The 22,611-nt window shown below is 66.9% G+C and carries 20 protein-coding genes and 1 tRNA gene; 17 read left to right on the top strand and 4 right to left on the bottom strand.

What is annotated here, in order from left to right; translation table 11 throughout:
• Positions 1-25 precede the first annotated feature (25 nt).
• Both EV670_RS16810 and EV670_RS16805 read right to left on the bottom strand, forming a co-directional pair.
• Positions 26-1,123, bottom strand: coding sequence for a TolB-like translocation protein (locus EV670_RS16810; protein WP_207225095.1), 1,098 nt, complete (start codon positions 1,121-1,123; stop codon positions 26-28).
• Positions 1,120-2,367 (bottom strand): MFS transporter, encoded by a 1,248-nt coding sequence (locus tag EV670_RS16805; protein ID WP_130434281.1) that lies wholly within the window; start codon positions 2,365-2,367, stop codon positions 1,120-1,122. The genes EV670_RS16810 and EV670_RS16805 overlap by 4 nt, the downstream gene beginning before the upstream one ends.
• Positions 2,368-2,820: 453 nt before the next feature.
• On the opposite strand from EV670_RS16805, the gene aceA reads away from it, so the two are divergent.
• Entirely contained in the window at positions 2,821-4,119 is a 1,299-nt protein-coding gene (gene aceA, locus EV670_RS16800) for an isocitrate lyase (RefSeq protein ID WP_130434279.1), read from the top strand.
• An 84-nt stretch (positions 4,120-4,203) separates the two neighbouring features.
• Here aceA and EV670_RS16795 read toward each other — a convergent pair whose 3' ends face one another.
• Positions 4,204-4,566: a hypothetical protein gene (locus EV670_RS16795; RefSeq protein WP_130434277.1), complete on the bottom strand. Its 363-nt coding sequence runs from the start codon at positions 4,564-4,566 to the stop codon at positions 4,204-4,206.
• Between the two features lie 286 nt (positions 4,567-4,852).
• Between EV670_RS16795 and thrS the strand changes: the two genes are divergently transcribed.
• The 15 genes from thrS (at position 4,853) to EV670_RS16720 (ending at position 18,475) form a co-directional block, all read left to right on the top strand.
• Positions 4,853-6,772 (top strand): threonine--tRNA ligase, encoded by a 1,920-nt coding sequence (thrS, locus tag EV670_RS16790; protein ID WP_130434275.1) that lies wholly within the window; start codon positions 4,853-4,855, stop codon positions 6,770-6,772.
• Positions 6,773-6,888: 116 nt separating this feature from the next.
• Positions 6,889-7,413: a translation initiation factor IF-3 gene (gene infC / locus EV670_RS16785; protein ID WP_130434273.1), complete on the top strand. Its 525-nt coding sequence runs from the start codon at positions 6,889-6,891 to the stop codon at positions 7,411-7,413.
• A 147-nt stretch (positions 7,414-7,560) separates the two neighbouring features.
• Complete coding sequence (rpmI, locus tag EV670_RS16780) at positions 7,561-7,764, top strand: 50S ribosomal protein L35 (protein ID WP_130434271.1); 204 nt, start codon at positions 7,561-7,563, stop codon at positions 7,762-7,764.
• A gap of 32 nt (positions 7,765-7,796) precedes the next feature.
• Complete coding sequence (gene rplT / locus EV670_RS16775; protein WP_130434269.1) at positions 7,797-8,153, top strand: 50S ribosomal protein L20; 357 nt, start codon at positions 7,797-7,799, stop codon at positions 8,151-8,153.
• A gap of 105 nt (positions 8,154-8,258) precedes the next feature.
• On the top strand, positions 8,259-9,323 hold the full coding sequence (locus EV670_RS16770) for a phenylalanine--tRNA ligase subunit alpha (protein WP_130434267.1): 1,065 nt from the start codon (positions 8,259-8,261) through the stop codon (positions 9,321-9,323).
• Between the two features lie 44 nt (positions 9,324-9,367).
• Complete coding sequence (pheT, locus tag EV670_RS16765; protein WP_130434265.1) at positions 9,368-11,797, top strand: phenylalanine--tRNA ligase subunit beta; 2,430 nt, start codon at positions 9,368-9,370, stop codon at positions 11,795-11,797.
• Positions 11,798-11,830: 33 nt separating this feature from the next.
• Positions 11,831-12,172, top strand: coding sequence for an integration host factor subunit alpha (locus tag EV670_RS16760; protein WP_130434263.1), 342 nt, complete (start codon positions 11,831-11,833; stop codon positions 12,170-12,172).
• 49 nt (positions 12,173-12,221) lie between these two features.
• Positions 12,222-12,683, top strand: a complete 462-nt coding sequence (locus EV670_RS16755; protein ID WP_130434261.1) for a MerR family transcriptional regulator — start codon at positions 12,222-12,224, stop codon at positions 12,681-12,683.
• A gap of 44 nt (positions 12,684-12,727) precedes the next feature.
• Positions 12,728-12,804, top strand: a tRNA-Pro gene (locus EV670_RS16750).
• 162 nt (positions 12,805-12,966) lie between these two features.
• On the top strand, positions 12,967-13,440 hold the full coding sequence (gene ccmE, locus EV670_RS16745; protein ID WP_130434259.1) for a cytochrome c maturation protein CcmE: 474 nt from the start codon (positions 12,967-12,969) through the stop codon (positions 13,438-13,440).
• A complete protein-coding gene (locus tag EV670_RS16740; RefSeq protein WP_130434257.1) occupies positions 13,437-15,431 on the top strand; it encodes a heme lyase CcmF/NrfE family subunit in 1,995 nt (664 codons plus the stop codon). Before ccmE ends, EV670_RS16740 begins: the two co-directional genes overlap by 4 nt.
• A 2-nt stretch (positions 15,432-15,433) precedes the next feature.
• Positions 15,434-15,970 carry a DsbE family thiol:disulfide interchange protein gene (locus EV670_RS16735; RefSeq protein ID WP_130434255.1) on the top strand — a complete coding sequence of 179 codons (537 nt, stop codon included), beginning with the start codon at positions 15,434-15,436 and terminating at the stop codon, positions 15,968-15,970.
• The gene (locus EV670_RS16730; protein WP_423213591.1) at positions 15,924-16,478 is read left to right on the top strand and encodes a cytochrome c-type biogenesis protein; all 555 of its coding nucleotides are present in this window, start codon (positions 15,924-15,926) and stop codon (positions 16,476-16,478) included. The genes EV670_RS16735 and EV670_RS16730 overlap by 47 nt, the downstream gene beginning before the upstream one ends.
• Entirely contained in the window at positions 16,475-17,704 is a 1,230-nt protein-coding gene (locus EV670_RS16725) for a tetratricopeptide repeat protein (RefSeq protein WP_130434251.1), read from the top strand. The genes EV670_RS16730 and EV670_RS16725 overlap by 4 nt, the downstream gene beginning before the upstream one ends.
• Positions 17,705-17,824: 120 nt before the next feature.
• The gene (locus EV670_RS16720; RefSeq protein ID WP_130434249.1) at positions 17,825-18,475 is read left to right on the top strand and encodes a Crp/Fnr family transcriptional regulator; all 651 of its coding nucleotides are present in this window, start codon (positions 17,825-17,827) and stop codon (positions 18,473-18,475) included.
• 35 nt (positions 18,476-18,510) lie between these two features.
• On the opposite strand, the gene EV670_RS18770 is transcribed toward EV670_RS16720, so the two are convergent.
• The gene (locus EV670_RS18770) at positions 18,511-19,116 is read right to left on the bottom strand and encodes a PEP-CTERM sorting domain-containing protein (RefSeq protein WP_207225094.1); all 606 of its coding nucleotides are present in this window, start codon (positions 19,114-19,116) and stop codon (positions 18,511-18,513) included.
• 166 nt (positions 19,117-19,282) lie between these two features.
• On the opposite strand from EV670_RS18770, the gene EV670_RS16710 reads away from it, so the two are divergent.
• The gene (locus EV670_RS16710) at positions 19,283-22,609 is read left to right on the top strand and encodes an ATP-binding protein (RefSeq protein ID WP_130434247.1); all 3,327 of its coding nucleotides are present in this window, start codon (positions 19,283-19,285) and stop codon (positions 22,607-22,609) included.
• Positions 22,610-22,611 lie beyond the last annotated feature (2 nt).

Here is a 22,611-nt window from a genome sequence, read left to right as displayed (position 1 = left end):
AGGGTGGGCTCGGCGGCTGTCGGGCTCAGCGGACGACCGAAGGCGAATGAGCGGAGCTCAGCAGGCGACGCGGCGCGCTGCTGCCGCCGATGTTCATCGCCCACAGGTTGGTGGACACGCCGGGTTGCGCGCCGTCGGAGGGAAGGGCGTAGGCGATCTCGTCGTTGCCGAGCCACTCGACCTGGTCGTCGACGCTGTGCGGCTCCGACTTGAGCAAGCGGATCGCGCCGGTGTCGAGTTCGAGCACGCCAATGTGCCATCCGGGGTAGCCGGCCTCGCCCTGTGCCGCGCGGCGCTTGAAGGCCACGTGTCGGTTGTCAGGCGACAGCGAGGGGCATTCGACATCGCGCTGCACCACGCGCATGCGGCGTGTTTGCAGATCGCCCTCGACAAGGAAGGGTGTCCCGCCGCTGGCCAGCGTCGCGTAGAAGCGGTGCCCGTCGCGGGTGAAGCTGATGCCCCAGAAGTTGAAGTCGGTGGCGTGGAACCGCTTGTCGTCGCGCAGCACCTCGAAGCTCTCGAGGTCCTCGACGACCCAGCGGCCGGTGTGCGTGTCGAGGATCGAGGTTCGGGTGGAAAAGCCCGGGCTGGAGTAGGCATGCCCGCTGACGAACACGGTCATCGCGGCGAGACGGCCATCGGGCGACATCCGTGCCCGGCTTGGCGAGCCGGCAAGTTGCTGGCTGTGCAGTACCTTCAGCTCGCGATCAAAGACGTGTGCGCTGTAGCTCGTCAGCACGCCACGCCGTGCCTCGAGGCAGATGCCGCGGTCGACGGCGAAATGGACCCGTTCGCAACGCAGCGTTACCGCCACTTGAGGCGGCTCGTCGAGTGCGTCGAGACGGACCAGGCCGACCAGGCCGTGTCGCTCGTCCAGCGCCGTGCTGCGGAACAACAGATACGGGCGTGCGGCTGTGGCATCGAGCGCTGCCGGCAACGCCGCCAGCCGGGTCGCCGCCGCCGGTTGGACCGGCGTCACCGATGTCTGGCTGCCGCGCCCGGCGGCCCTGAGCGCGTAGCCGACGACACCTGCGATGCACAGCGCGAGCACCAGCGCGAACACCCCCCAGCGCCAGGCGGCCGCGGGCTGGGCAGTGCTGCGCGGGGTGACGGTCGTGGTCATCGCGCGGGGTCGCTTTCCAGGCTCAGCCAGAACATCGAACTTGCCAGCATCACCGCGGTCAGCCCGAGCATGAAAACGCCAATTGCCACCTCGATGCCCCAGCGAGTCCATAGCAGCCCGAAGCATAGCGACGCCGCCACGCGCGCCAGCGCCGTCGCTGTCGTCATCACGGCCAGGCCGGTGGCACGCAACGGCGCCGGTACGAGAGCACTGGCAGCCGCCATCAAGACCCCGTCGGTGCAGGCGTAGTAAGCCCCCAGAAGAAGCAGTGCCGTCGCCGCGGCCGCTGTGCCCGATTGCAGGCCGAACAGCGCTAAGCAAGCTGCCAGCAGGAAGCCGTGGCCGAGGAGGTACACGCGTCCGCGGCCGATCCGGTCGCCGAGCCGTCCGGCCGGCACCGCGAGCAGCAGGTAGCCCAGCGCGGTGGCGGTGTAGAGCAGGGGGAAGAAGTGCAGATCGAGGTCGGTTCGACGCTGGAGTACCAGGTAGAAGAACGCGTCGGGAACCGTGACCAGGCCCAGCGCGAAACCACCCAGCAGACAATTTCGGAAGCGCCCCGGCCTCAGCAGCGAGGCCGCCGCCGACAGCGAAGCGCGCCGCGACGTCGAGGGCGCGTCGCGGTCCGCCACGTTTCGCACGAACAGCACAATGATCGCGAGCCCGATGACGGCGACAAAGAAGCTGGTGGCGAACACCACGTCGAAGGCCTGCGGCAGCAGGGCCAGAATCGCGAAGGCAACCAGCGGGCCGATCAGTGCTCCTGCGGTATCTAGCGCCCGGTGGATGCCGAAGGCAAGGCCGACGTGTCGCGGCTCGCAGCTCAGCGAAACCAGGGCATCGCGAGGACTGGTCCGCACCGCCTTGCCGACGCGGTCGAGCGCCAGCACGGCAGCCAGCGCTATCCACGCCTGGCCTGCAGCGAGCAGGCCGAGCTTGCACACGGCGGAGAGCGCGTAGCCGAACGCGGCCAGTTCGCGATGCCGGCGCCAGCGGTCGGCCAACCAGCCTCCGCCGAGGCGCACCGCCGCGGCCGCGGCGTGAGTCAGGCCGTCGATCAGACCGAGTTGAAGCGGCGTGAGCCCGAGCGCAAAGGCGAGGTAGATCGGCAGCACGGCAGTGACCATCTCCGATGAGATGTCGGTCACCATGCTCGTCATGCCAAGCAGGAAGACGTTGGGGCCGATGCCCGACCAGCGGTGGCGTGCGCGCAGACTCGGCAGGTGCTTCGCTTCGATGGGATACATGAGGGACAGTGACGCCACGGCATGAAGCGACTCCGCGGTCGCCGGCGCGGGGCCGAATGAATCCGCGTCCAGCGGATTAAAGCAGGGGCCTCTCGAAGCAGCCGTCGCGGGAACGCTGCACCGACGCGCGTAGGCAACTGCGAGCCCGTGACTCGGGGACGACCCTTGCTTGACGCGCAGTTGTGGCGAGCCTTGTCTGCGGCCAGATCAGTTTTTTCATCGTTGGAGGAAAGCGTTGCGTAATGCGAAAAGTAGGCTTGCTGCAGCGCGGAAGAATTTCCCATTGTGGTGAACGGGATTCCACAATACGGCAAGTGGCGTCTAAGCTATTGTTTTTTAAAGGATGAAAATTAAGTCTTCTATAAGACATAAGTCTTCCGATAACGCGACTACGGGTCTACGCTAGGGGCCAGCTTTCACCCTTGCCAATCGACTTTCCTACGGAGTGCATCCATGAGCCAACTGACCCGCGAACAACAAGCTGCCGCCCTCGAAAAGGACTGGGCCGAAAACCCGCGTTGGAAGGGCATCAAGCGCGGCTACAGCGCCGCCGACGTCGTGCGCCTGCGCGGCTCGCTGCCCATCGAGCACACGTTGGCCAAGCGCGGCGCCGAGAAGCTGTGGAACCTGATCAACACCGAGCCCTTCGTCAACTCGCTCGGCGCGCTGACCGGCAACCAGGCGATGCAGCAGGTCAAGGCCGGCCTGAAGGCGATCTACCTCTCCGGCTGGCAGGTCGCCGGCGACGCCAACAGCAACGGCGAGATGTACCCCGACCAGTCGCTCTACGCGGTGGACTCGGTGCCCAAGGTCGTCAAGCGCATCAACGCGACCTTCCAGCGCGCCGACCAGATCCAGTGGAGCGAAGGCAAGAACGACACCGACTTCTTCGCGCCGATCGTGGCCGATGCCGAGGCCGGCTTCGGCGGCGTGCTGAACGCCTTCGAACTGATGAAGTCGATGATCGACGCCGGCGCCGCCGGCGTGCACTTCGAGGACCAACTCGCCTCGGTCAAGAAGTGCGGCCACATGGGTGGCAAGGTGCTGGTGCCGACGCGCGAAGCCGTTGCCAAGCTGGTCGCCGCACGCCTGGCGGCCGACGTGATGGGCACGCCGACGATTCTGCTGGCCCGCACCGATGCCGAAGCCGCCGACCTCGTCACGAGCGACGTCGACGACAACGACAAGCCCTTCATGACCGGCGAGCGCACCGTCGAAGGCTTCTTCAAGACTCGCAACGGCCTCGATCAGTCGATCAGCCGCGGCCTGGCCTACGCGCCGTACGCCGACCTGATCTGGTGCGAGACCGGCAAGCCGGACCTGGCTTTCGCCAAGGCCTTTGCCGACGCGATCCACGCCAAGTTCCCGGGCAAGCTGCTGGCCTACAACTGCTCGCCGTCGTTCAACTGGAAGAAGAACCTCGACGACGCGACCATCGCCAAGTTCCAACGCGAGCTGGGCGCGATGGGCTACAAGTTCCAGTTCATCACGCTGGCCGGCTTCCACAGCCTGAACTACTCGATGTTCGACCTGGCCTACGGCTATGCGCGCAACAACATGAGCGCCTTCGTCGAACTGCAGGAGAAGGAATTTGCCGCGGCCGCGCGTGGCTTCACTGCCGTTAAGCACCAGCGCGAGGTCGGCACCGGCTACTTCGACGCGGTGACGACGACGATCGAGGCGCTGTCCTCGACCGCCGCGCTGAAGGGCTCCACCGAAGACGAACAGTTCTTCGACGCCAAGCACGCCTGATCGATGGTGGCGCCGCAAGGCGCCACAGAAAAGCACAAGGCCCGTGCGTCGACAGACGCACGGGCCTTGTTCCTTGGGGCGGGCCTACTGGCTGCGCATCGGAGCGACCAGTTCGCCGACCCGCTGCCGGCTCTTGCAGTCCGCAAGGTCAGTCAGCGGCGCGTCGGTGACGCACAGTTGCATCGAATCGGGCACATCGTAGAGATAGCGCTTCTGGCCGACGGGAATCGCAAACTTCTCGACCACCGCGCCGTTGTCCGCAATCAGGGCGTTGTGGCAGACGCCGGTCGCGCTCTGCGCGCAACTGAAGGTCAGGCGCAGCTTGGCGCTGAGAGGGATGTCGGTCGCGCCGTCGGCGACCCGGTAGCCACCGGCGGCCGCTGCGGCGTTCGCAATGCATGCCGTCGCGGCACATGCAGCGAGCGAGGCGAGCGGGCGTCTGTTCATGCGGAAGTCTCCGTCGGCGTTGATGTCGGACGGTACTCCGACGGCAGGGCAAGCACCAGCGCAGCGGCGTGCCGGAGGTCGCGCTGGTACCATTCGGCTGTAGAAGTGACTGGTTTTCAGCAAGAAACGGGAAAGGCGCGACGGGTTATGACACCGCGAACTACGAGCCCATTCATCGAGGTCTTCCAGACCGCGGTCTGAGCACGTCTGCACGGTTTCGGCCGTCAATCACTCAAAGCGCGGCGAGTCCCGCGCTTTTTTCGTTTCAGCGTTCCCCGAGGTTTTCATGGTTGCGATCACTCTTCCGGATGGTTCACGTCGCGAGTTTCCCGGCCCAGTCACGGTGGCCGAGGTGGCGGCATCCATTGGCACCGGCCTGGCCAAGGCGGCGCTCGGTGGACGCATCGGCAGCGGCGCCGATGCACGCCTGGTCGACACCAGCTACCGGATCGAGGCCGACGAGCGGCTGGCGATCGTCACCGACAAGGACGCTGACGGGCTCGAACTGATCCGCCACTCGACGGCGCACCTGCTGGCCTACGCGGTGAAGGAACTGTTTCCGGAGGCGCAGGTCACGATCGGTCCGGTCATCGACAACGGCTTCTTCTACGACTTCTCGTACAAGCGCCCGTTCACGCCCGAGGACCTGGCGGCGATCGAGGCCAGGATGACCGAGCTTGCCCGCAAGGATGAGAAGGTCGGGCGGCGCGTGTTGCCGCGCGACGAGGCCGCGGCCTACTTCAAGAGCCTGGGCGAGCACTACAAGGCCGAGATCATCGCCAGCATCCCGGCCGGCGAGGACGTGTCGCTGTACCGCGAGGGCGGCTTCGAGGACTTGTGCCGCGGCCCCCACGTGCCGAGTACCGGCAAGCTCAAGCATTTCAAGCTGATGAAGCTGGCCGGCGCCTACTGGCGCGGCGACCACCGCAACGAGATGCTGCAACGCATCTACGGCACCGCCTGGGCCAGCAAGGATGATCTCCAGCAGTACCTGACGCGGCTCGAGGAAGCCGAGAAGCGCGACCACCGCAAGCTCGGGCGCGAACTCGATCTGTTCCACCTCGACGAACACGCCCCCGGGCTGGTGTTCTGGCACCCGAAGGGCTGGACGGTGTGGCAGCAGGTCGAGCAGTACATGCGCGCGATCTACCGCGACAACGGCTACCACGAGGTCAAGGGTCCGCAGATCCTCGACCAGGGCCTGTGGGAGAAGACCGGCCACTGGGACAAGTACCGCGAGAACATGTTCGTCACCGAGAGCGAGAAGCGCGACTACGCGCTCAAGCCGATGAACTGCCCCGGCCACATCCTGATCTACAAGCAGGGCATCAAGAGCTACCGCGACCTGCCGCTACGCTACGGCGAGTTCGGCCAGTGCCACCGCAACGAGCCCACCGGCGGCCTGCACGGCATCATGCGGGTGCGCGGTTTCACGCAGGACGACGGCCACATCTTCTGCACCGAGGACCAGATCCTGCCGGAGTGCGACGCCTACACGGCGCTGCTGAAGCGCGTCTACGCCGACTTCGGCTTCAGCGAGATCCTCTACAAGGTCGCGACGCGCCCCGAGAAGCGCATCGGCGCGGACGAACTCTGGGACAAGGCCGAGGATGCACTGATGCAGAGCCTGCGCAACTCGGGCTGCGAGTTCCAGGTTTCGCCCGGCGATGGCGCCTTCTACGGTCCGAAGATCGAGTACACGCTCAAGGACGCGCTCGGCCGCGAATGGCAGTGCGGCACGATGCAGGTCGACTTCTCGCTGCCCGAGCGCCTGGGCGCCGAGTACGTGGCCGAGGATGGCGCGCGCCATGCGCCGGTGATGCTGCACCGGGCGATCCTCGGCAGCCTCGAGCGTTTCATCGGCATCTTGATCGAGCAGCACGCCGGCGCGCTGCCCACCTGGCTCGCTCCGGTGCAGGCGGTGGTGCTCAACATCACCGATGCGCAGGCTGATTACGCTGCGGAGATTGCGAAAACTCTTTCAAAACAAGGAGTTAGAGCAGTGACCGATTTGCGTAACGAGAAAATCACGTATAAAATCCGCGAGCATTCAATGCAAAAGGCTCCGTTCATCCTGGTCGTCGGCGACAAGGAGCGAGCGTCTGGGGCCGTTGCGGTGCGCGCACGGGGCAATCAGGATCTCGGCGCGATGCCCCTGGAAGCCTTCATTCAGAAGATCACCGGTGACATCGCCAGCAAGGCGTGACATGAGCCATTTGGCTTGCGTCGCGCTCCTTGTCCTTGTGACGCGCGGAAGATGAACATGGAGCCTCGCGGCTCGACGAAAGGACCCTGACCATCGCTAATTTCTTTGAGCGTCGGATGCGCAACGACGAGCGCAAGCACCGTCTGAACCGGGAAATCATGGCCCCGGAGGTGCGCGTGAGCGGACCGGACAACGAGCCCCTGGGCATCATGCCGATCATGGAAGCGCTGCGACTCGCCGGTGAGGCCGATGTCGATCTGGTCGAGATCTCTGCTGCGGCGAACCCGCCAGTCTGTCGTTTGATGGACTACGGCAAGTTCAAGTACCAGGAGCAGAAGAAGGCGGCCGAGCAGAAAGCCAAGCAGCACGTCATCGACATCAAGGAAGTCAAGTTCCGTCCCGGTACCGACGAAGGCGACTACCAGATCAAGATGCGCAATCTGCGCAAGTTCCTGGAAGACGGCGACAAGGGCAAGGTCACGCTGCGCTATCGCGGCCGCGAGATCACCCACCAGGACATCGGCATGCGGTTGCTCGAGCGCATTCGCGACGAGTTGAGCGATGTGTCGGTGGTGGAGAACATGCCCAAGCTCGAAGGGCGCCAGATGATCATGGTGCTCGGGCCGAAGCGAAAGAAGTAAGTGGTTTGAACGCGGGAGCCAAGGCTCCCGCGGCAAGGATGCCCTCGAGGTGGTTGGTCCCGCCCCGAGGTGCGCAGTGCCCGGCAGGCCCCCTAAGTTCACAGCGACCGCTGTGACGCCTGCGGGAACGAAGCAGAAGGAGCAGTCATGCCCAAGATGAAGACCAAGAGCAGCGCGAAGAAGCGATTCCGCGTGCGCCCGGGTGGCACCGTCAAGCGCGGTCAGGCGTTCAAGCGCCACATCCTCACGAAGAAGACCACCAAGAACAAGCGCCAGCTGCGTGGTGCTGTCCAGGTCCACGAGACCAATATGGGCGGCATGAAGCAGATGCTGCCGTTCGCCGGCCTCTGAGCCGCGGTCTGTCAACGTAGAAGGAGTCATCCATGCCTCGCGTCAAACGTGGTGTAACAGCCCGCGCTCGTCACAAGAAGATCCTCGCCCTTGCCAAGGGCTTCCGCGGTCGCCGCAAGAACGTCTATCGCATCGCCAAGCAGGCGGTGATGAAGGCCGGTCAGTACGCGTACCGTGACCGCCGCAACAAGAAGCGCGTGTTCCGTCGTCTGTGGATTGCCCGCATCAACGCGGCCTCCCGCAGCCACGGCGTGACCTACAGCCGCTTCATGGCGGGCCTGAAGAAGGCCGAGATCGCCCTCGACCGCAAGGTCCTGGCCGACATGGCCGTCAACGACCCGGCTGCCTTTGGCAGCATCGTCGACAAGGTGAAGGCCCAGCTCGCTTGAGTGTTGCCTTGCGTGCGATGAAGGCCTGAGCCGGCATTGCTTGCAGCAAGCGTGAAAGGCCTGCACCTTGGTGCAGGCCTTTTTTTTAGCGTCACAGAACAAGACATGAACGACAGCGCCACGTCCCCGAGTCCGGACAACCTCGACGCCCTGGTGCAGGAGGCCAGCCGCGATTTCGCCGCCGCCGCCGCGCCCGCCGAGCTGGAGAACGCGAAGGCGCGCTACCTTGGCAAGGCCGGTCGCATCACCGAGCTGCTCAAGGGTCTGGCGCAGGCCGCGCCGGACCAGAAGAAGGTCATGGGCGCACTGATCAACGAGGCCAAGCAGCGTATCGAGGCCGCGCTCAATGCCCGCCGCCAGGCGCTGGCCGACGCCGAGCTCGAGCAGCAGTTGCGCGCCGAGGCGCTCGACGTGACGCTGCCGGGCCGCGGCCGCGGCGTTGGCGGCCTGCATCCGGTGACGCGGGCGATGGAGCGCATCGAGGCGATCTTCGGCTCGATGGGTTTCGACGTCGCCGACGGTCCCGAGATCGAGAGCGACTGGTTCAACTTCACCGCGCTCAACACGCCGGCCGATCACCCGGCGCGGTCGATGCACGACACCTTCTACGTGGAGGGCGGCCATGTGCTGCGAACGCATACCAGCCCGATGCAGATCCGCTACGCGGTGCAGCACGTCAAGCGCCACCGGCAGCTGATCGACGCCGGGCTGCCGATGCCCGAGATCCGCGTCATCGCGCCCGGCCGCACCTACCGCGTCGACAGCGACGCGACGCACTCGCCGATGTTCCATCAGGTCGAGGGTCTGTGGGTCGGCGAGAACATCAGCTTCAAGGACCTGAAGTCGGTCTACATCGACTTCATCAGCGCCTTCTTCGAGACCACCGACCTGCAGGTGCGCTTCAGGCCGAGCTACTTTCCGTTCACCGAGCCGAGCGCCGAGATCGACATGATGTTCGGCAGCGGCCCGCTGAAGGGGCGCTGGCTCGAGGTCTCGGGCTCGGGCCAGGTCCATCCGCAGGTGATCCGCAACATGGGGCTCGATCCCGAGCGCTACATCGGCTTCGCCTTCGGCTCGGGCATCGACCGGCTGGCGATGCTGCGCTACGGCGTTGGCGACCTGCGCCTGTTCTTCGACGGCGACCTGCGTTTCCTGTCGCAGTTCAAGTGAGCTGAAGCCCGCCGAAGCACCGATCAAGACATTCGAACAAGACCATGCAATTCCCCGAGTCCTGGTTGCGCGAGTTCTGCAACCCGCCGATCGCCACTGCCGAGTTGGCCGAACTGCTCACCATGTCCGGCCTCGAGGTCGAGGAACTGCGGCCGGTCGCGCCGCCGTTCACCGGCATCGTCGTCGCGCAGGTGCTCTCGGTCGAGAAGCATCCCGGTGCGGACCGCCTCAACGTCTGCCGCGTCGATGCCGGCACCGGCGAGATCCTGCAGATCGTCTGCGGCGCCCCCAACGTGCAGGCCGGCATCAAGGTGCCGTGCGCGCTGGTCGGTGCCGAACTGCCGCCGACCGAGGAGGGCGGGGAGCCCTTCCGCATCAAGCTCGGCAAGCTGCGCGGCGTCGAGAGCCAGGGCATGCTGTGCTCGGCGCGCGAGCTCAAGCTTTCCGAAGACCACGGTGGTCTTCTGGTGCTGGCCGCAGACACGCCGATCGGCGTCGACATCCGTGCCCACCTGCAGCTCGACGACACGTTGTTCACGCTCAAGCTGACGCCGAACCTGGCACATGCGCTGAGTGTCTACGGCATCGCGCGCGAGGTGTCGGCGCTGACCGGGGCGCCACTGAAGACGCCGTCCTTCCCGCCCGTCGCTGCGACGATCGACGACCGGCTGCCGGTGCGCGTCGAGGCGCCAGATCTGTGCGGTCGCTTCTCGGGCCGCATCGTGCGCGGCGTGAACCCGCAGGCAGTCACGCCGGCCTGGATGGTCGAGCGCCTGGCGCGCTGCGGCCAGCGCCCGGTGAGCGCGCTGGTCGACATCTCGAACTACGTGATGTTCGAGTTCGGCCGGCCCTCGCACATCTTCGACCTCGACAAGATCCACGGCGGCCTGCAGGTGCGCTGGGGCCGCGCCGGCGAACAGCTCGAACTGCTCAACGGCAACACCATCACGGTCGACGAGCAGGTCGGCGTGATCGCCGACGCGCAGCAGGTCGAATCGTTGGCCGGCATCATGGGCGGCCAGGCCACGGCAGTCGGCGACGAAACCCGCAACGTCTACGTCGAGGCCGCGTTCTGGTGGCCGAAGGCGGTGGCCGGTCGCGCCCGGCGCTACAACTTCAGCACCGACGCGGCGCATCGCTTCGAGCGCGGCGTCGATCCGGCGCAGACGGTCGAGCACATCGAGCGCATCACCGCCCTGGTGCTCGAGATCTGTGGTGGCGCGGCCAGCACGGTCGGTCCGATGGACGATCAGGTGCTGGCGCTGCCGCAGCCCAGGCCGGTGACGCTGCGCGTGGCGCGGGCCACCAAGGTGATTGGCATGCCGGTCACGCAGGCGCAGTGCGCGCAAGTGTTCCAGCGCCTCGGCCTGGCGTTCAGCGAGGGCGAGGGCAGCCTCACCGTCACGCCGCCGAGCTGGCGCTTCGACCTGAACCTCGAAGAAGACCTGATCGAGGAAGTGATCCGCGTGCTCGGCTACCCGACGCTGCCGAACACGCCGCCGCTGGCGCCGGTGACGGCGCGGATGCGCTCCGAGTCGCGCCGTGGCCCGCACCAGTTGCGTCACGCGCTGGCTGCGCTCGACTACCAGGAAACGTTGAACTACAGCTTCGTCGACGCGCGCTGGGAACGCGAGCTGGCCGGCTGCGGCAACCCGATCAAGCTGCTCAACCCGATCACCAGCCACCTCGACGTGATGCGCACCAGCCTGCTCGGCAGCCTGGTGCAGGTGCTGCGCTACAACCTGGCGCGCAAGGCTTCCCGGGTTCGGGTATTCGAGTTGGGACGAGTCTTCCTGCGCGACGCGGGCGTCGTCGAGAGCGATGCGACGGTGGCTGGCATCGCCCAGCCGCTGCGCGTGGCAGGGCTGGCCTACGGCGGTACCCAGCCGTTGCAATGGGGGCAGGCCGAACGGCCGGTCGACTTCTTCGACCTCAAGGGCGACATCGAGGCGCTCCTGGCGCCGCGCCGGCCGCGCTTCGTGGCGGCCGAGCACCCGGCGATGCATCCGGGGCGTTGCGCCCGCATCGAGATCGATGGTGCCGTCATTGGCCACCTGGGCGAGTTGCATCCGCGCTGGCGCCAGGGCTACGAGCTGCCGCTGGCGCCGGTGCTGTTCGAACTGGATGCCGGGCTGGTGATGGACGGCATGCTGCCGACCGTCCAGGCGCTGCCGCGCCAACTGCCGGCGACCCGCGACCTGGCGCTGGTCGCCGGCGACGAGGTGCGGCACGATGCGTTGATCGCCGCCGTCCTGGCTGCGCCGCACGGCGGCCTGGTGCGCGCTGCGCAGCTCTTCGACGTCTACCGGCCCAAGGCCGCCACGGCCGAGATCGCAACCGGCGAGCGTAGCCTGGCGGTACGCATCGAACTGCTCGATGACGACGAGCCACTGACCGACGAGCGCATTGATGGAGCGGTTCGTGCGGTGCTCGGTCATCTGCAGTCGACGCTGGCGGTGCGGCTGCGCGGATAAGGCTCAACTGCAAGCACAAGGGGAGATAACAACATGGACCGTGCAATCCTGCCCAGCCTCGAGACGCCGACGCTGACCAAGGCCGAGTTGGCCGAACTGCTGTTCGACCGCCTCGGCCTCAACAAGCGCGAGTCCAAGGACATGGTCGAGGCCTTCTTCGAGCTGATTCACGGCACGCTGGTCGATGGCGCCGATGTCAAGCTCTCCGGCTACGGCAACTTCCAGATCCGGCGCAAGGCGCCGCGGCCCGGGCGCAACCCGCGCACCGGCGAGGCAATCCCGATCAAGGCACGCAACGTGGTTACGTTTCATGCCAGCCACAAGCTCAAGGGCTTGGTGCAAGGCGAGACACCGGTTGAAGGAGACTTCGAGTAAAGTCTGAGATAAACCCTCCGATCGTGTTGATTCTCAAGGCTTATTTGCAATGGATAGAGCGCTGCCGCTGCCGCCGATCCCTGCCAAGCGCTACTTCACGATTGGCGAGGTGAGCGAACTGTGCGGCGTCAAGCCGTACGTGCTGCGCTACTGGGAGCAGGAGTTCACCCAGCTCAAGCCCATGAAGCGGCGCGGCAACCGGCGCTATTACCAGCACCACGAGGTGCTGCTGATCCGTCGCATTCGCGATCTGCTCTACGACCAGGGCTTCACGATCAGCGGCGCGCGCAACCGACTGGCCGACGCCGGTATTGCCGCGCGCGTGATCGACCCGGCGCTGCTGGCTGACGACGAGGAGTTCGACGTCGAGGCCGACGAGCAGATGTCGGTTGCCTTGCTGAAGAAGGACGCTCCGGTGGCCGTGGCACGTGCAATGCCGCTGTCCGGCAACGATGCCTATGCGCCGATTCGCGAGGAACTGCTGTCGATTCGAAGCCTGTTGTCCCTCTGAGCGGGAGCGATGCGTGATTCGCTGTCTATAATGCGAGGCTCAGTCGGGGCGTAGCGCAGCCTGGTAGCGCACTTGCATGGGGTGCAAGGGGTCGCGAGTTCGAATCCCGCCGTCCCGACCAAAAGAAGATCAGAAGCCCGGTATCGCAAGGTACCGGGCTTCTTGCTTTCGGTAACTGCGCGCCCGACCGGCGCGCAGCGCCGGGTGACGGATACTGGCATGGGCACGCAACGAGCGACGCAGGCGGTGGGCTTGCGCCTCTGCACCTGAAGGAACCGATGCAATGAAACCCCGCCACAAACGCTTGAGTCTCGCCGTCGGCGCGGTGCTGGTAATCGGCGCGGTCGTTGCCTTGGTGCTCAATGCCTTTCGCAGCAACCTCGTCTTCTTCTACTCGCCGTCGCAGATCGCGGCCCATGAGGCGCCGCAGGCCAGGACCTTCCGCCTCGGCGGCATCGTGCAGCCGGGGACAGTCAAGCGCGACGGCCTGCAGGTGAACTTCGTCGTCACCGACACCGCGCAATCGACGCCAGTGCGCTATGAAGGCATCCTGCCGGACCTGTTCCGTGAGGGCAAAGGCGTCGTGGCGCAGGGGCAGTTGCGCGATGGTGTCTTCGTCGCACGCGAGGTGCTGGCCAAGCACGACGAAAACTACATGCCGCCCGAGGCTGCCGAGGCCCTGAAGCAAGCCCAGCAGGGCCGCTCGAAGCTTGGGGAGTCCGTGGTGCAGAAGTCCCAGCCGGAGAAGCAGCCCTGATCGCCGAACTCGGTCATTTCGCACTCTGGCTGGCGCTTGGCGCCGCCTTGGTGCTCGGCACCGTCCCGCTGATGGGCGCCCACCGCGGTCGCAGCGACTGGATGTCGCTGGCGCGGCCGGCGGCAGGGTGGCTATCCGCGCTCGTGCTGCTCGCCTTCGCCTGCCTGGTGGCTTGCTTCGTCACCAACGACTTTTCGGTGCTCAACGTGGCAACCCACTCGAACACGGCGCTGCCGCTGCGGTTCCGCGTTGCCGCCAGTTGGGGCAGCCACGAGGGTTCGATGCTGCTCTGGCTGCTCATGCTTGCGGGCTGGACGCTTGCGGTGGCGCTGTTCAGCCGCCAGTTGCCGCTGCCGGTCCTGGCGCGAATCCTGTCGGTGATGGGCCTGCTCAGCATCGGTTTCCTGCTGTTTGTGCTGCTCACGTCCAACCCCTTCGAGCGCCTGTTTCCGGCGCCCATGGACGGCCGGGACCTGAACCCGCAGTTGCAGGACCCGGGCATGATCTTCCACCCGCCGATGCTCTACATGGGCTACGTCGGCTTCTCGGTCGCGTTTGCCTTTGCCGTGGCGGCGCTGATCGGCGGCGACCTCGACGCACGCTGGGCACGCTGGACCCGGCCATGGACCACCGTGGCCTGGATGTTCCTGACCTTCGGCATCGGGCTCGGCAGTGGCTGGGCCTACTACGAGCTCGGCTGGGGCGGCTGGTGGTTCTGGGATCCGGTCGAGAACGCGTCGTTCATGCCGTGGCTGGTTGGCACGGCGCTGATTCATTCGCTGGCCGTCACCGAGAAGCGCGGCAGCTTCAAGTCGTGGACGGTGCTGTTGGCGATTCTTGCGTTCTCGCTGTCGCTGCTCGGCACCTTCCTGGTCCGCTCCGGCGTGCTGAACTCGGTGCACTCCTTCGCCTCCGACCCGACGCGCGGCCTGTTCATTCTGTGCTTCCTGGCGCTCGCGGTCGGCTCGGCGCTCTCGCTCTACGCCTGGCGCGCGCCGACCATCGGGCTCGGTGCCCGCTTCGCCCTGGTCTCGCGGGAGTCCATGCTGCTGGGCAACAACGTGCTGCTGCTGGTGGCGACGGCTGCGGTGCTGCTGGGCACGCTGTACCCGTTGATCCTCGACGCGCTCGGCCTCGGCAAGATCTCGGTCGGACCGCCGTACTTCGATACGGTGTTCGTACCGCTGATGACGCCATTGGTGTTCCTGATGGGGGTGGGGCCGCTGACGCGCTGGAAGCAGGCCGAACTGCCCGAACTGGGCCGGCGGCTGCGATGGGCGGCGGCGGTGGCCGTGGTCTCGGCCCTGCTCGCTGCCTGGACGGCGGGCACGCTGGCGCCGATGTCGGTGCTCGGGCTGCTGATGACGTTCTGGATCGTCGCCTCGCTGGCGGTCGATGTCTGGGAGCGCGTTCGGCCCGTAGGCGGTGTGCGCACGAACGTGTTTCGCCGCATGCGCCAGTTGCCGCGGGCGATGGTCGGCATGATGGTGGCGCACCTCGGCGTGGCGGCGTTCGTCTTCGGCGTCACCATGGTGCGCAGCTTCGAGGTCGAGCGCGATGTGAAGATGCGCGCCGGTGACAGCACCACCGTCAATGGCTACACCTTCACCTTCAAGGGAACGCAGGCGGGGCAGGGGCCGAACTTCGAGGTAGCGCGCGGCCATGTCGAGGTCACGCGCGGCGAGCGCAAGGTCGCCGACATGTACCCCGAGAAGCGCCTCTACCTCGTCCAGCGCATGCCGATGACCGAGGCGGCGATCCATACGCGCCTCGATCGCGATCTCTACGTGTCGCTCGGCGAGGTGGTCGACGGCGACGCCTGGGTCGTGCGCGTGTACGTGAAGCCCTTCATCGCGTGGATCTGGCTGGGCTGCCTGATCATGGGCCTCGGCGGCTTGCTCGCGATCAGCGACCGGCGCTATCGGGAGCGTTCGCGCAGCAGGGCCGCGATTGGCGCTGACGGCGCCGCCGCAAGCGGGGCCGGCGCCTGACGATGAAGAGCCTGCGCTTCCTGCTGCCGCTGGGGATTCTCGCCGTGCTGCTGGCTTTCCTGGGCGTCGGGCTCGGCTTGAACCCCAGGGAAGTGCCGTCGCCGCTGATCGGCAAGCCGGCGCCAGATTTCAAGCTGCCCCAGCTCGACGACACGTCGCAGGCCATGCGCCGCGACGATCTGCTCGGCAAGCCGTGGGTGCTCAATGTCTGGGCCTCATGGTGCGGTCCCTGCCGCACCGAGCATCCACTCGTTGTAGATCTCGCCCGGCGCAAGCTGGCCCCGGTGATCGGCCTGAACTACAAGGACGACCGCGTCGCCGCGAACAAGTGGCTGGCCAACCTGGGCAACCCCTACCACGCCGTCCTGTTCGATGCCGACGGTCGCACCGGCATCGACTTCGGCGTCTACGGAGTACCCGAGACCTTCGTCATCGACAAGCAAGGCATCGTTCGCATGAAGCACGTGGGGCCGCTCACGCCCGAGGTGATCCATGACCGCATTGAGCCGCTGCTCAGGCAACTCGATGCCCGGGGCTGAGGGGATGTCGATGCGCACCTTGGCTCACGCTCGGGCAGTAGCCTTGCGGATTGTTCTCGGGCTGGTGTTGGCTGCATCGGCCAGCCTGGGTGCCAAGGAGGCGGCGCCGGTGAGCGCGGACCCGGTGCTCGAAGCCAGGGTGGCGCGCATCGCCGCCGAGTTGCGATGCCTCGTTTGCCAGAACCAGACCATCGCGGACTCGAACGCCGAACTCGCCGTCGACCTGCGCCAGCAGGTTCGCGAAATGCTGCAGCGTGGCGACAGTGAAGCGCAGATCCTTGCCTACATGACGCAGCGCTACGGGGACTTCGTGCTCTATCGGCCACCGCTCAAGTCCACCACCGCCTTGCTCTGGTTCGGCCCCGGCGTGCTGCTGGTCGGCGGCGTGGCCGTGTTGCTCATCGTCCTGCGCCGTCGCAACCGGATGGACGCCGATCGATTCGAGGCCGATCCTGACGAGGACGGACCGACGGCGGGCGCGGAGCGCGAGCCGGGGCCGACTGCATGACCCCGACCATCGAGAGCCGGCGCCGAAAGTTGCAGCAGCTCCAGGCCCTGCGCGACGGTGGGGGCATCGACGCCGAGGCCTACGCTCGAGAGCGCAGCCGCCTGGAGGCCGAGTTGGTGGAAGCGGTGATGCGCGGCGATGGGCACGCCGAGAGATCCGAACGCGTGGCCAAGCCAGCCAGCACCGGCGAGCAGTCGACTTCCAGCGCGTCACGCCGCCTGCGGCTTGGCCTGAGCCTGGGCGTATTGGCGCTGGCCGTCGTTGGCTATGCGCTGACCGGCTCGCCTGGCGGGGTGTTCCGCCAGCCGACCGGCGGCAACGCCGAGGCCGCGGCGACGGCCGGCGCGGATGGTGGTTCGGCAGCGAGCGCCGAGGAGATGTCCGTGCTCGTCGACCGTGTCGCCCAGCGCCTCAAGGAGCAGCCAGAGGATTCCACCGGATGGGCGCTGCTGGCGCGAGGCTATGCGGCGCTGGGCCGCTACGCCGAAGCCGAGCCGGCCTTCCGCAAGGCGCTGGCGCTGGCCGGCGAGGACGCCAGCTTGCTGGCCGACTTCGCGGACGTGCTGGCGGCACAGAACAACGGCAAGCTCGATGGCGAGGCCGGTCGGCTGATCGCGCGGGCACTCGAGCTCGAACCCGACAACGTCAAGGCGCTGGCCCTGTCGGGCAGCGCCGCCTTTGATCGGCGCGACTATGCGGGCGCCGTACGCCAATGGGAGCGGGTCGAGCGGATATTGCCGCCGGCGAGTCCGTTCCTCGGTGAGGTGCGAGCGAGCATCGCGCAGGCGCGATCGCTCGGTGGGCTGCCTGCTACCCCGGTTACCGGACCGGCGCCGGCCAAGGCCGAGCCAGGTTCCACCACGGCGGCTGCGGCGAAGCTGGGCGCGGTCAGTGGCACGGTGAGTCTCGATGCCGGTCTGGCTTCGAAGGCGAGCCCGAACGACACCGTCTTCGTGCTGGCGCGCGCTGCCTCAGGACCTCGCATGCCGCTGGCGGTGCTGCGCAAGCAGGTCAAGGACCTTCCTCTGCGATTCACTCTCGACGACAGCATGGCGATGGCGGCCGGCGCGAAACTGTCCGACCACGCGCAGGTCGTGCTCAGCGCCCGCATCAGCAAGAGTGGCGACGCGCTGGCGCGACCAGGCGATCTGGCAGGTCAATCAGCGGTGGTGACACCGGGAGCGAGCGGCGTCGTGATCCGGATTTCCGAGGTGGTTGGTCCGTAGTCATTGCCGACCCGCTCGGCCTGGCTGCGCCGCAGCAGTGCGCGGTGGGCTCGCATACACTCGATTGCCGCACAGGCCGCCATGGGGTGTCGCCGCAGCAGGCGCGCGGAGGACTGAAGCATGACGACGGTTGGATACGTGTGCGGCTTCATCGGTGCCGGGCTCACCTTGCTGAGCTACACGATGAAGAGCATGTTGCCGCTGCGACTGGTCGCGCTGGCAAGCAACTTCTTCTTCGTGATCTATGGCTTCATCGAGTGGGCGATCCCCTCGCTCGTGCTGTACGCGACGCTCATCCCGATCAATGCCAAGAAGGCGTGGGACATTCGCCGGCTGGTGCGAGACATCGAGCGTGCGAAGGAGGATTCGCCGATTGCCGAATGGCTGCTGCCCCATATGAAGCCGCGCCAGGCGAAGGCGGGTGAACTGCTATGGCGCCAGGGTGACCGTGCCACCGAGATGATCTACGTGGAGACCGGCAAGTTGAAGCTGGTCGAGTACGACGAGCTTCTGGGGCCGGGCTCCCTGGTCGGCGAGATCGGCCTGTTCTCGCCAGACAGCCGACGTACCCGCACCATCGTCTGCGAGACGGACTGCGAGCTCTACAGCTTGTCGGCGGACGGAATGGCCCAGCTCTACTACCTGAACCCGAAGCTGGGATTCCACGTCATGAGGCTGGTCGTTGCGCGGCTCATGCGTGATGCCAGCCGCTCTGTCGCGCCCAAGGCGCCCGTTCCGGCCTCTGGAGCGATCGCAAATACGACCGACTGACTGGGCGTCTGCCAGTCAGCCGGCGTGCGGCTCCGTCAGATGAGGGTCGGCGCTGGCCGACGCCGGCGCGCCATGAAGGCGGCCAAACCCAGCCCTGCGAGCATCAGCGCATAGCTTCCCGGCTCCGGCACGGCGGTGAAGGGGCCGCCGTAGCCGCGCTCGCGGCTGACGCCTTCGACGCCGTAGATGTCGAGCCAGACGCATTTCACGCAACCGTCGCTCAGGACACTGAACACACCGCTGCCGGTTGCGATGGTTCCGTCGGCATTGACATCGAAGTCGGCGAACGCCGGACCACTCAACGTCGTCCAGTTCAAGGTGACGTAGTCGAATCGCAGTCCACCCGTCGCTTCGATCACCGTCGAGAAGATGTAGTCACCGGCCAGCAATCCGGTCAGGAACCACCGATCGTGGAACGGCGTGAACGTGCTGACATCTTCGGCCAGAGCGAGGATCGGCCCGCCGCGCAGTGCAGACGCGCCGCTGTCGGTGCGTCCAAAGCCATTCAACTCGAACTTGCCCGGAACTCCGGTGGCGGCGACGAAGGTCGCGGTTCGTTCTGTGACCACCGGCTTTGCAGCGAAACCGCTCGACGCGCAAGCTGCGAGAACCATTGCCACCCAAAGCGACTTGACGTTCATTGCAGTTCCCGGAGTTGAGTTGTGGCGTATGCCAGATCTACATGCCACTTGAGTCTATGAGGCACGCCGCATCGCTCAACCTCCTGATTCGCGGGGGGCCGCCATAGTGCGACGGCTAGCGGGCAGGGTGCCTGCGCGTACGGGAGGCAGGCCGCACAATGAACGGATGACCGAGCACCAGCAGATCGAAGCTGGCATCGCTGCGCTCGAAGCGCAACGAGGCGTGCTCGGCGATGCGCTGGTGGATCTTGCGGTCGCACCGTTGCGCGCCCGGCTGGCAGCCCTGGGCGAGGCTGTGCAGCCACGTCCCGAACAGGCCCTCAAGCAGGTCAGCGTACTGTTCACCGATGTGGTCGGCTCCACCTCGCTGAGCCAGCACCTCGATCCGGAGGACATCCACGCCATCATGGACGGCGCGCTGCAGCGCTTCACCGTCATCGTCCAGGACCGGGGCGGGCGTGTCCTCCAGTACGCCGGCGACAGCGTGCTGGCCGTGTTCGGTGCCGACGAAGCGCAGGAAGACGACGCCGAGCGCGCCGTGCGGGCCGGGCTCGAGGTGCTGGACGAGGGCCGGCGCCAGGGCGAGCAGGTCCTGCAACAGACCGGTCACGCGGGCTTCAACGTGCGGGTCGGGATCGACACCGGACCGGTGCTGCTCGGCGGTGGCGTCGACGCCGAAAGCAGCATCCGTGGCATCACAGTGAACACCGCCGCGCGCATGGAGCAGAGCGCGCCCCCCGGCTGCCTGCGTATCAGCCACGCAACCTACAGGCTCGTGCGCGGCGTGTTCACCGTCGCCGAGCAGCCGCCGCTGCAGGTCAAGGGACGCGACGAGGCGCTCGTCACCTATCTGGTGCAGGGGGTCAAGCCACGCGCGTTTCGCGTCCAGAGCCGGGGCATTGAAGGGGTAGAGACGCGCATGGTTGGGCGCGAGAGCGAACTCGAGCAACTGCAGGAGATCTTCGACTCGCTCTACCAGCAACGCACGCTGGCGGTCGTCACCGTTGTCGGCGACGCCGGTGTCGGCAAGAGCCGTCTGCTCTATGAGTTCGAGAACTGGGCCGAGGCGCACCCCGAAAGCTTCTACTTCTTCCGCGGCCGCGCCCATCCTCAGACCCAGACCCAACCCTATGGCCTGCTGCGTGACGTGCTGGCATGGCGCTTGCAGATTGCCGACGACGATGACGCCGACGAAGCGCGCGCCAAGCTCTGCGCGGGCGTGTCCGGCATGTTCACCGAGGACGGCGAGGCTCAGGCCCATCTGCTGGGGCAACTGATCGGACTGGACTTCTCGGGCAGCCCGCATGTGCGCGGCATCCTCGACGACGCCCGGCAGATCCGTAATCGCGGCTTCCACGCGGCGGCGCAGCTGCTGCGCCTGACCGCCGCGCTCGACGGCTCGCCGGTGATGCTGCTGCTCGAAGACCTTCACTGGGCAGATGACGGTTCGCTCGACTTCATCAACTACCTGATGCAGGTCGACCGCGACGTGCCGATGCTGATGGTCTGCCTGACCCGGCCGGCGCTGTTCGAGCGGCGACCGGGCTGGGCCGAGGTCGGGGGCGCCGGCCACGCGCGCATCGACCTCGAGCCGCTCGACCAGCGCGCCAGTCGCGAGCTGGCCGGCGTATTGCTGCAGCGCCTTGACCGGGTGCCGCCTGTGCTGCGCGAACTCCTCACCGGCGGCGCCGAAGGCAACCCCTTCTACATGGAGGAACTGCTGCGGATGCTGATCGACCACGGCGCGATCCAGACCTCCGGCGAGCGCTGGCAGGTCATGCCGGAGAAGCTGCTGGCGACCCAGGTGCCGCCCTCGCTCACCGGCGTCCTCCAGGCCCGGCTGGACCGCCTGCCGGCCGCCGAACGCCAGGCGCTGCAACTGGCCTCGGTGATCGGCTTCGTGTTCTGGGACCAGGCCCTGGCGGCGCTCGATCCGCTGGCGGCAGACGCGCTCGAGGCGCCGGTTCAGCGCGGGCTGGTCGTGCCACGCGACCAGACCACATTCGACGGCTTGCGCGAGTACAGCTTCAAGCACCAACTGCTGCACCACGTGGCCTACGACAGCGTGCTCAAGCGCGACCGCCGTGAGGGCCATGCACGCGTGGCCCATTGGCTGGCCAGTCTTGGCGGCGACCGCACCGGCGAGATCCTCGGCCAGACGGCCGAGCACTACGAGCGCGCCGCCGACCCCGTCAACGCCTGCCTCTTCTACACCCGGGCCGCCGAGCACGCCGCCGCGCGCTTTGCCAACGAGGCCGTGCTCGACTACGTTGGACGCGCACTCGCGCTGGCGCCGGCCGAGGATCGCGCGATCCGCTGGCGCCTGCTGCTGGTGCGTGAAGGCGTGCTGCTGTTCAAGGGCGACCGCGTCGCGCATGACGCCGATCTGGACGCGTTGCAGTCCCTGGCGGAAGCCCTGGACGATGACGCGCGGCGCTGCGAGGTCGCCCTGCGCCGGGGCCGCGCATTCAACAGTACCAGCGACTACCCAGCGGCCGAACAGGTGGTGCGGCAGGCGCTGGCGATGGGCGGGCCCGACGGTGCCGTCGCAGTGCAGCTGCACAGCACGCTGGTGACCGCGCTGCGCGTGCAGGGTGACTACGCCGGTGCACGCCAGGTGGCCGAGGAAGGCCTGGAGCTTGCCCGCAAGCTCGGCGACCGCTCCGGCGAAAGCAGCCTGATCAACGCCATCGGTGTGATGGCGATGGAGCAGGGCGATCTGACGGTCGCCGCCCAGTCCCTGGAACGCAGCCTCGTGCTCGAGCGCGAAACCGGCAACCGGGCACGTGAAGGGCTGCGTCTCAACAATCTCGGCTCGGTCTATCCGCGCCTGGGCGACTACACCAAGGCCCGCCAACACCTGGCCGATGGCCTCAAGCTCGCGCGTGCCGTCGGCCGGCGCGAGGTCGAAGCCGGCGTGCTGCTCAACACCGCGTCGGTGGCCCACCTGCAGGGCGACGACGCCAGCGCGCTGGCTTACGCCAATGCCGCCTTCGACGCCGCGAAGGCCACCGTCCAGCCCGACCTCGAGGCCTACGCCCGGCTGGTGGCCGGCCATGCCGAGCTCGGCCTGGGCCGCTTCGACGCGGCGCGGGCCGCCTACAGCGACTCGCACGACCGGCTGGGCGCGCTGAAGATTCGCAGCCAGCAGGCGCTCGATCCGCTCTCGGGCCTGGTTCGGGTCGCACTGGCCGAGGGCAAGCCACAGGAAGCGCGCCAACTGGCCGAACCGATCGTGGCTCACCTGACGGCCGGTGGCAGCCTCGACGGCACCGAGGAGCCGCTGCTGATTCCGCTGAGCTGCTACCAGGCGCTGTCAGCGGCTGGCGACCCGCGTGCCGCCGAACTGCTCGCGGCTGCTCATGCCGAGTTGCTGCTCCAGGCCGACCGCATCACCGATCCCGTCGCCCGGCGTGGCTTCCTTCAACTGGTGCCGCATCATCGCGAGATCAGCGCGGCGTGGAGTAGCCTGCAACCGACCTCGGCGACCTGAGC

The organism is Rivibacter subsaxonicus (assembly GCF_004217215.1).
In the GTDB taxonomy this organism is placed as follows: domain Bacteria; phylum Pseudomonadota; class Gammaproteobacteria; order Burkholderiales; family Burkholderiaceae_C; genus Rivibacter; species Rivibacter subsaxonicus.
The sequence above is the reverse complement of the archived record's forward strand: the minus strand, read 5'-3'. Positions and strand labels throughout refer to the sequence as shown.

Excerpts from the sequence above, each read along its gene's own strand:
- thrS (WP_130434275.1), top strand. The coding sequence starts at position 4,853 with ATGGTTGCGATCACTCTTCCGGATGGTTCACGTCGCGAGTTTCCCGGC.
- EV670_RS16710 (WP_130434247.1), top strand. The coding sequence starts at position 19,283 with ATGACCGAGCACCAGCAGATCGAAGCTGGCATCGCTGCGCTCGAAGCG.
- EV670_RS16720 (WP_130434249.1), top strand. The coding sequence starts at position 17,825 with ATGACGACGGTTGGATACGTGTGCGGCTTCATCGGTGCCGGGCTCACC.
- infC (WP_130434273.1), top strand. The coding sequence starts at position 6,889 with ATGCGCAACGACGAGCGCAAGCACCGTCTGAACCGGGAAATCATGGCC.
- rplT (WP_130434269.1), top strand. The coding sequence starts at position 7,797 with ATGCCTCGCGTCAAACGTGGTGTAACAGCCCGCGCTCGTCACAAGAAG.
- EV670_RS16730 (WP_423213591.1), top strand. The coding sequence starts at position 15,924 with ATGACCGCATTGAGCCGCTGCTCAGGCAACTCGATGCCCGGGGCTGAG.
- ccmE (WP_130434259.1), top strand. The coding sequence starts at position 12,967 with ATGAAACCCCGCCACAAACGCTTGAGTCTCGCCGTCGGCGCGGTGCTG.
- EV670_RS16805 (WP_130434281.1), bottom strand. The coding sequence starts at position 2,367 with ATGTATCCCATCGAAGCGAAGCACCTGCCGAGTCTGCGCGCACGCCAC.
- EV670_RS16810 (WP_207225095.1), bottom strand. The coding sequence starts at position 1,123 with ATGACCACGACCGTCACCCCGCGCAGCACTGCCCAGCCCGCGGCCGCC.
- aceA (WP_130434279.1), top strand. The coding sequence starts at position 2,821 with ATGAGCCAACTGACCCGCGAACAACAAGCTGCCGCCCTCGAAAAGGAC.
- rpmI (WP_130434271.1), top strand. The coding sequence starts at position 7,561 with ATGCCCAAGATGAAGACCAAGAGCAGCGCGAAGAAGCGATTCCGCGTG.
- EV670_RS16760 (WP_130434263.1), top strand. The coding sequence starts at position 11,831 with ATGGACCGTGCAATCCTGCCCAGCCTCGAGACGCCGACGCTGACCAAG.
- pheT (WP_130434265.1), top strand. The coding sequence starts at position 9,368 with ATGCAATTCCCCGAGTCCTGGTTGCGCGAGTTCTGCAACCCGCCGATC.
- EV670_RS16725 (WP_130434251.1), top strand. The coding sequence starts at position 16,475 with ATGACCCCGACCATCGAGAGCCGGCGCCGAAAGTTGCAGCAGCTCCAG.
- EV670_RS16770 (WP_130434267.1), top strand. The coding sequence starts at position 8,259 with ATGAACGACAGCGCCACGTCCCCGAGTCCGGACAACCTCGACGCCCTG.
- EV670_RS16735 (WP_130434255.1), top strand. The coding sequence starts at position 15,434 with ATGAAGAGCCTGCGCTTCCTGCTGCCGCTGGGGATTCTCGCCGTGCTG.
- EV670_RS18770 (WP_207225094.1), bottom strand. The coding sequence starts at position 19,116 with ATGAACGTCAAGTCGCTTTGGGTGGCAATGGTTCTCGCAGCTTGCGCG.
- EV670_RS16795 (WP_130434277.1), bottom strand. The coding sequence starts at position 4,566 with ATGAACAGACGCCCGCTCGCCTCGCTCGCTGCATGTGCCGCGACGGCA.
- EV670_RS16755 (WP_130434261.1), top strand. The coding sequence starts at position 12,222 with ATGGATAGAGCGCTGCCGCTGCCGCCGATCCCTGCCAAGCGCTACTTC.